Source organism: Priestia sp. P5_B4, assembly GCF_056400385.1.
Map to the genome: position 1 here is coordinate 1 of NZ_JBFULJ010000127.1, position 8071 is coordinate 8071.

Here is an 8071-nt window from a genome sequence, read left to right on the forward strand (position 1 = left end):
GGCCCTACCTTATCAGGGTGGCTAATTGAACACTATGAGTGGAGAATGCTGTTCCACCTTGTTACGCCAATCGCGGCAATTGTATTAATAGGGGCTTTCTTCCTATTAAAAGACAAAAAAGAAAAAGTGGAAATCAATTTGGATTTCCTATCGCTTGTGTTATCTACAATTGGATTTGGGGGACTTCTATACGGATTTAGCTCAGCAGGGGATAAAGGCTGGGATTCTGTGGAAGTATACGGCACCATTATCGTAGGAGCCGTGGCGCTGATTTTATTTATTACGCGTCAGTTCAAGCTGAAAACACCTATGCTTGAATTCCGCATTTTTAAATATCCAATGTTTGCTTTATCATCAACGATTTCAATGGTGATTACAATGGCATTATTCTCAGCCATGCTGCTAATGCCAATTTATGTTCAAACAGTACGAGGCATTTCTCCGCTTCACTCAGGATTACTAATGCTTCCGGGTGCGCTACTCATGGGTGTGATGTCTCCGATTACCGGAAAATTATTTGATAAATTCGGAGCGCGTGCACTGGCTGTAACGGGTCTGACGATTACAGCCGTTACGACGTATTTCTTCAGTAACTTAGAGCTTGATACGACATATACAACGCTCATTACGCTTTACACGCTTCGCATGTTCGGAATGTCTATGGTGATGATGCCGGTTATGACAAACGGATTAAATCAGCTGCCGCAGCGCTTTAATCCACATGGTACTGCGATGAATAACACGCTTCAACAAGTATCGGGAGCTATTGGTTCGGCTCTTTTAGTAACGGTGATGTCAAATCGTACAGCTACGCATGCAAAAGAGCTTGCTCAAGATGCAATGAGCGGAGCAGGAGCAGCGAATGCAACGGCAGCCGGGGCAGCTCAAATGAAAGAACAAATTGGGATGCAGGCAATGGTACAAGGAATTAACGATGCGTTTGCCGTCTCAGTAGTACTAGTGGTGGTTGCTTTAATTCTTTCATTGTTTATGAAACGCGCCACGCCGGCAAGTGAAGATGAAGTGATAAAGGAAAAAGCAGGACGCGAGCAGTTTGCTAAATAAAAAAGAAATCCCCGCTGTTTCAGCGGGGATTTCTTTAGCTTGTATATCTAAAGCTTAAGCCCATTTTCTTTAATAATTTCCGGTAGCCGATGGACGTTTGATCAGCCATAATATGCGCTTCCATCTGCAGGTCTAAAGGCAAGTCTTCAGGCTTTTGGTTTTCAACCATTTCACGGTCTTCGTCAAAGACGCGAAGGTTAAAGTCATACACACCTTCAACGGGAGAATCTTTGTCAAAGTTTCGAGCGATTGGTGCGAATAAACGTGTTTCGCGGGCTGAAATAGGAGAGACTGCATTCATAATCCACAGCTCTGCGCCTTCTGGGAAGTATACTTTTAGCGTAGCTGTAAACGGCGGATAAACATCAAAGACGCGAAGCCATTTAAAATCAGGTGGATTTAAATGCTGCTGTTCTTTGGAATAATTGCTCACGGTGCTCGTATATTCTACATGAAGCCCATACTCTGTATCGCTTACTTTATATTTAGGCACAAAGGCGTTGTTTCGATCACCAAATGTGTCTGTGTGAACCCAAGCAAAATGAGCTACGTCTAAAAAGCCTTCCATTTGACGACCGGCCGAACCCATGATATCAAAGCTCGGACAAACAATTTGCTGAAAATCAGGGTCCTCCCACGCATCGAAGTAAGGCAGGTTATCTTGTTCTCCTGTCAGGGAAGTCCACACTAATCCAAATCGTTCAATAACTGGATAGACGGCCATACACAAGCGGGGAGAAATATTGGCATCAGGGTGAGCTGGAATCGACGTGCATGCACCGTCCGTTGCATAGCGGAAGCCGTGGTAAGGACAGACAATTTCATCATCTTCCACCCAGCCCATGCTAAGAGGGGTGCCTCGGTGAACGCATAAATCACGAGCCGCCACTACTTTGTGTGTGGTACGGTATAGAACTAGATTTACATCTAGCAGTTTTACGGACGTTGGTTTCTCTGTTACATCACTGCAGCGTGCGACGGGGTACCAATACTTAGCGAGCGTCGTCCAATCTTCCAGGCTGAACGTGCAGTCTCTTGGGTAGGGAGTTGCCGTTTTTGATTTGGTCATGGTTGATTGTTGTTCCATCTATTTTCTTCCCTTCTTTTGTAAGCTCTTTTACTAAGGGTAATATAAAAAAAGAAAATTCACACAATTTATGTAAGGAGTTCTAACATAAAATATGGAACTTTGTAAAAAGTGCGAATTTCAGAAGACGTAAATTAGAGAATATACCAATAAAAAAATTTAAAAAAGCGCTTCCTAAATGAATTTAAACGTGATATAATTTTCCAAGACGCTGGTGTAGCTCAGTAGGTAGAGCACTTGCATGGTAAGCAAGAGGTCGCAGGTTCGATCCCTGTCGCTAGCATACTAAAAAACCTTCTTTCTTGTTGAAAGAAGGTTTTTTATTTGTGTCGGCTTTAAAATTATTCTCCGAATTATTCTTTCCCTCCTTGTGAAAACTTTAACAGTTTGATAGCCTTATTAGGAGGTTTTGAGAAAATATGTGTATCTTTTCCCCTGTGTCTTATGAATCATATTTAGAAATATTCTTAAAAGAATGTTTATTGTCTCTAAATATTGGGTACACGAAACTAGGGGGGTTAAATTTCAACAGGGAGTGTGAACGATAATTTGATTACGTTTAAGAATGTGTCAAAGCAATATCCAGACGGTACGACCGCCGTGAAAAATATTAATCTAGAAATTAAAGAAGGAGAGTTTTTCGTTTTAATTGGTCCGAGTGGGTGTGGGAAAACAACCACCTTAAAAATGATTAACCGTCTTCATGATATTACCGAAGGAGAACTATACATAAAAGATAAGCTCGTATCGGACCACAACATACATGAGCTACGCTGGAACATTGGTTATGTTCTGCAGCAGATTGCTCTTTTTCCTCATATGACCATCGCTGAAAATATAGCCATTGTACCCGAGATGAAGCATTGGAAGAAAAACAAAATCAAAACGCGCATTGATGAACTGCTTACCTTGGTAGGACTAGACCCAAAGCAGTATCGAAACCGAAAGCCGTCTGAGCTCTCAGGTGGCCAGCAGCAACGTGTAGGTGTAGCACGTGCCCTCGCAGCTGATCCCCCCGTTATTTTAATGGACGAACCCTTTAGTGCCCTCGATCCGTTAAGCCGCGAACAGCTTCAGCAAGATGTTATTAGCTTAAAAGAAAAAATCAAAAAAACATTTGTGTTTGTTACGCACGATATGAGCGAAGCGATGACGCTTGGAGATCGTATCTGCCTCATGAAAGATGGGGAAATTGTTCAAGTTGGAACCCCGGAGGAATTCATCCAAAAGCCTAAAAATGAATTTGTAAAAACATTTATTGGAAATCAAGGCAATGCTTTATTTGAGACATTGGATATGTTTGTCAAAGAAAGTGAACAGCCAGACGTAGAACCTACTGAAGAGTTAGCTTCAACCGCCACTGTTCAGCAGGCAATGGACGCCCTTTACGACCATGAAGCAATAGCCGTGAAAAAAGGGAGCAAACGTATTGGCGTTGTAACGCGCAAAACTCTATTAGCGTTTCTTTCTGATAAAACGAAAGAAGGAGGAACGCTGTAATGAATGCACTAAGCACATTATTAGATCAACGAGGAGATGCACTGTTTCAAGCTCTTCTTGAACACATTCAAATTTCAGTACTGGCTCTTGTTATCGCCGTATTAATTTCAGTGCCGCTCGGACTGTACTTAACGAGGCATGACCGCATTGCTGAACCAATCATTGGCGTAACAGCCGTACTGCAAACCATTCCTTCACTCGCTTTATTAGGATTACTGATTCCTCTTGTCGGAATTGGAACCTTTCCCGCGGTTATTGCACTGTTTTTATATTCGCTTCTTCCTATTGTACGAAATACATATACCGGAATTAAAGAAGTGGACCCATCTTTAATTGAAGCATCCAAAGCCATGGGGATGAACTCGTGGAGACGATTAATTAAAGTAGAACTTCCTCTAGCACTTCCTGTCATTATGGCCGGAATTCGCACAGCGATGGTACTCATTATTGGCACAGCGACAATCGTGGCTCTTATCGGAGCGGGCGGACTCGGAAGCTTAATTTTGCTTGGTATTGACCGAAGCGATAATAGTTTGATTTTATTAGGAGCCATTCCAGCAGCATTATTAGCGCTTATTTTTGATGGAATTCTGCGAACGATTGAACACTCAGCTAAAAAAGGGTCCAAAAAACGCTCGTTTATTATGATCATCGTATTAATACTTATTCTTGTTTCTCCGTTTGCAGCGATGAGCGCAACAAAACCAGACCTTGTTATCGGAGGGAAAATTGGTGCAGAACAAGACATTTTAATTAATATGTACAAAGAATTAATTGAAGATCAAACCGATATGAAAGTAAATCTTCGTTCGTCGCTTGGGAAAACGGTATTTGTATTTGAGGCTCTGCGTAACAAGGAAATTGATTTGTACCCTGAATATACGGGTACAGCCATTGTGACGCATCTAAAGGAACAGCCGGACAGCAAAGATGAAACAGAGGTGTACAAGCAGGCAAAAGAAGGATTTCAAAAGAAATTCGGCCTTGTCTATTTAGATCCAATGAAGTTTAATAATACGTACACATTAACCGTAACAAAGGAATTTGCCAAAGAAAATAATCTAACAACTATTTCAGATTTGGCAAATGCAACAGATAAAGTAAAAGCAGGGTTTACGCTTGAGTTTAAAGATCGTGAAGACGGCTATGTAGGCGTTCAAAAAGAATATGGTCTTACCTTCCCGAATATTAAAACGATGGAGCCGAAGCTTCGCTATCGCGCTGTAGAAAAAGGCGATATTAACATGCTTGATGCTTACGCAACGGACCCTGAAATCAAACAGTTTGGTTTGAAAGTCTTAAAAGACGATCAGCAGTTCTTCCCTCCGTATCAAGGAGCGCCTGTGCTTCGTGAAGATACGCTAAAAGAGCACCCTGAACTGAAAAAAATCTTAAATCAACTGGGCGGTAAAATCAGTGATGACGAAATGCGTGAAATGAACTATCAAGTAAATGCGAAAGGAAAAACAGCTGCAGAAGTTGCTCATCAATTCTTAGTGAGAAAAGGATTAATTAAAGAGTAAAAACGAAGAAAAAAGTTAGGACAACAGTATGTTARTTGAAAGAAGATCCGAATGATGAATCGTTCGGATCTTTTTATTTTAGTTGTTTCTAGCAGTTGATTGGAGGGCAACGCGAAGACTCCCGCGGAAAGAGAAGTCTTGCATGGAAATCAACTGAGGTGCAAGAAGTGATTCATGCTCGATTATTTACTCCATTCGTCCATCTTTAGATTGGCGTGATTTCGTTATGTCTCAATCTCTTTTTAATGCGAGAGAAGCATTAATGAAAATGAGGTCTTATGAACAAGCTAAAGGTACCAAATTTGTTTTCTGATGGAAGGAAGGCGCTTTTATGAATTCATTTTTTACGTGTCATCCTGTACAACATTCCTTTCAGCTTTTTTCAGTTGAACATCTTGTAACTTTAGCTATTATCGTGATCATAGGAGCATTTATTTTTTTGTGTCGAAAGCATCTGGGAAAAAAGAGGTTTGTGTTCATTTTGCTTTCACTCATTCTAATTGCTTCAGAAACAGCCTACCAGGCTTGGGAAATCGGATGTCATCGGTGGTCTGCTGAAACTTCCTTGCCTCTTCAGCTCAGTGATATAGTCGTGCTGCTGGCTGCTGTTATGCTGATAACCAAAAGCAGGTTTCTTTTTTATTTTGTGTACTTCGCAGGAATCAGCAGCTCTGTTCAAGCGATGATTACCCCGGACCTTGGCGGCTATGCGTATGCCCAGTTTCGCTATGTGCAGTTTTATGTATCGCATGGCGGTGTGGTACTTGCTTGCTGTATGCTAATTGCTGCCTGCAGATATGAGCCGACGTTTCGTTCTTTGTGGGTAAGCGTAGTATTTGTTAATCTGTACGGGGGTTTTATCTATGTCATGAATCGTTTACTCCATGCGAATTATTTATACATGATGAAAAAGCCAGAGCAYGCTTCCTTGCTGGATGTTCTTGGACCTCATCCTTGGTATTTAGTATGGATTGAAGGAATCATGATTCTTAGCTTTCTTGTCCTTTATCTGCCGTTTTGGGTACATAAAAAAATTAAAGGTGATAAAAGCAAAGTCAATTTTGTTGAAGCAAAATGATAATACTGGTAGTTTATAAGTGTAAACTAACTCGGATTTCCTAAAGGAAAAGGAAAGAATGACTGAACGAGCCGTGAGAGGCAAGCGTAAAAAATAGAAAAGAAAAAAGCAAGCACAGACATCAGAAGGAGAGTATAAAAATGAAAACACTGGTTATTTTAGCACATCCAAACTTAGCATCTTCTCGTATTAATAAAGCGTGGGCAGAGCGAGTAAAAAAAGAAGAGAATGTGTACGTTCATGATTTATACGCAAACTATCCCGATTTCAAAATTGATGTAGAAAAAGAGCAGGAGTTAGCTGTTCAATTCGATCGTATTGTTTTTCAATTTCCATTTTACTGGTACAGCTCACCAGCACTCTTAAAAGAGTGGCAAGATGTTGTCTTAACATACGGATGGGCTTATGGAAGCAAAGGTACTAAACTTCAGGGAAAAGAGTTTGTCGTAGCTACTTCAACAGGAGGCCCTGCAGAAGCTTATCAAGAAGGGGGATACAACCGTTACCCAATGAATCATCTGCTTCTTCCGTTTCAAGCTACGGCAAATTTAACAGGCATGAAGTTCCAAACGCCATTTTTATTTCAAGGAGCAGGCGGTGAGCTGAGCGACAAAGTCATTCAAGATAGTGCTGAAAGCTACGCTCAATTACTAAGGTAATAAAAAAAGCCGCGTTAACGCGGCTTTTTAATTTACATTTGTTCGTGAAAAAGAAGTAAGCAGCTTTTGAGGAGCGATATCTAATCCTTCAATGAGTAATCCTGTCATAGCAGTTAGACTCCCGACTTCAAATGATTCCCCCCCTCTCCAAAATGCGGATTCACCTTGTTTGATATAAATTTTCAGTCCGTTATCGCCAGCTACCCAGCCTTCCCCGTGAACGACTAATAGAAGCTGTGGAATCGTAGCTTCTTGACGGGGAGTATAATCATTTTCTTGAAAAGATAAAAAGCTAATTTTGACATCTCCAGTATGAGAAAGCAATGGATTTACTTTATAGGTAGAATGAAGAAAGGAACGCTCTTCTTCAGATTGAAAACCATATAATTTCATACGTTCATCTCCTTGAATCAAAAATATAAAAAAGAAGTCCTTCTCCTTTCATATACGCATGTAGTAGAAAAAATAGAACTTCAAAGAAATAGCTGTTTTCTGGAAAATGGCTTCATTTTTGTCGAAACTCAAATTTTTTTGAGAGATAGGGAGGAAAAACAGAAGTTTTTTTGAATAGTATAAAAAAAGGTGTCCGCTAATGGACACCTTTTCCTAATTTAAAAATGACTGTAACGCTTGTTTGTTTTCTTCAAGGTCGATGCTTAAAACAGCACCAATACCGGATACTCGTTCATTTGAATAGGAACCTTCGACCGGTAAACGAAGAGATTTTAAATCTGGCTGATTCCCAACTAAGAAATCTTTTCCTATCACGATAAATGTTTTTGGAGGAATATTTGTATCCACATATGGATCAATGACGCCCCATAGCTTAGGAGCTTTTGCCAGCGTCTTTACTTGAAGAGCTTCATCCATTAATTTACCGATCACTTCTTGTTGACGCTTCACGCGCCCGAAATCACTTTGGCTATCATGTCGGAATCGCACGTATCCTAGTAATTTATCTCCGTGAAGAGTTTGTTTTCCAGGTTTTAGCGTCATGCCAATTCCTGATGACATTTCGTGCGGCACGGTAACCGTAATTCCCTCAGGGGCAATTGTATCGGCAACTTTAGAAAAACCTTTAAAATCAACAACGGCATAATAGTTTACATCTACGCCGAAATTTTCTTTAATTGTCTTACGCATTAATTCGGGCCCGCCA

General features: G+C 40.7%; 8 protein-coding genes and 1 tRNA gene. 6 read left to right on the top strand and 3 right to left on the bottom strand.

The features are described from left to right. On the top strand, positions 1–1065 hold a 1065-nt coding region (locus tag AC1DRF_RS12395), incomplete at its 5' end, for a DHA2 family efflux MFS transporter permease subunit (RefSeq protein ID WP_477740844.1). A gap of 34 nt (positions 1066–1099) precedes the next feature. Here the strand turns inward: AC1DRF_RS12395 and AC1DRF_RS12400 are convergent. Then, a complete protein-coding gene (locus AC1DRF_RS12400) occupies positions 1100–2152 on the bottom strand; it encodes an aromatic ring-hydroxylating oxygenase subunit alpha (protein WP_230184474.1) in 1053 nt (350 codons plus the stop codon). A 210-nt stretch (positions 2153–2362) separates the two neighbouring features. Between AC1DRF_RS12400 and AC1DRF_RS12405 the strand changes: the two genes are divergently transcribed. The 5 genes from AC1DRF_RS12405 (at position 2363) to AC1DRF_RS12425 (ending at position 6912) form a co-directional block, all read left to right on the top strand. Further along, positions 2363–2435: transfer RNA gene (locus tag AC1DRF_RS12405), tRNA-Thr, on the top strand. A 266-nt stretch (positions 2436–2701) separates the two neighbouring features. Further along, the gene (locus AC1DRF_RS12410; RefSeq protein ID WP_014458647.1) at positions 2702–3652 is read left to right on the top strand and encodes an ABC transporter ATP-binding protein; all 951 of its coding nucleotides are present in this window, start codon (positions 2702–2704) and stop codon (positions 3650–3652) included. Beyond that, positions 3652–5175 carry an ABC transporter permease/substrate-binding protein gene (locus AC1DRF_RS12415; RefSeq protein WP_477740845.1) on the top strand — a complete coding sequence of 508 codons (1524 nt, stop codon included), beginning with the start codon at positions 3652–3654 and terminating at the stop codon, positions 5173–5175. The genes AC1DRF_RS12410 and AC1DRF_RS12415 overlap by 1 nt, the downstream gene beginning before the upstream one ends. Positions 5176–5506: 331 nt before the next feature. Further along, positions 5507–6253 carry a YwaF family protein gene (locus AC1DRF_RS12420; protein WP_477740846.1) on the top strand — a complete coding sequence of 249 codons (747 nt, stop codon included), beginning with the start codon at positions 5507–5509 and terminating at the stop codon, positions 6251–6253. A gap of 140 nt (positions 6254–6393) precedes the next feature. Then, on the top strand, positions 6394–6912 hold the full coding sequence (locus AC1DRF_RS12425) for an NAD(P)H-dependent oxidoreductase (protein ID WP_028410982.1): 519 nt from the start codon (positions 6394–6396) through the stop codon (positions 6910–6912). Positions 6913–6939: 27 nt separating this feature from the next. Here AC1DRF_RS12425 and AC1DRF_RS12430 read toward each other — a convergent pair whose 3' ends face one another. Next, entirely contained in the window at positions 6940–7305 is a 366-nt protein-coding gene (locus AC1DRF_RS12430) for a cupin (protein ID WP_477740847.1), read from the bottom strand. A 213-nt stretch (positions 7306–7518) separates the two neighbouring features. Then, the coding region (locus tag AC1DRF_RS12435; protein WP_477740848.1) for an LCP family protein at positions 7519–8071 on the bottom strand (553 nt) is incomplete at its 5' end.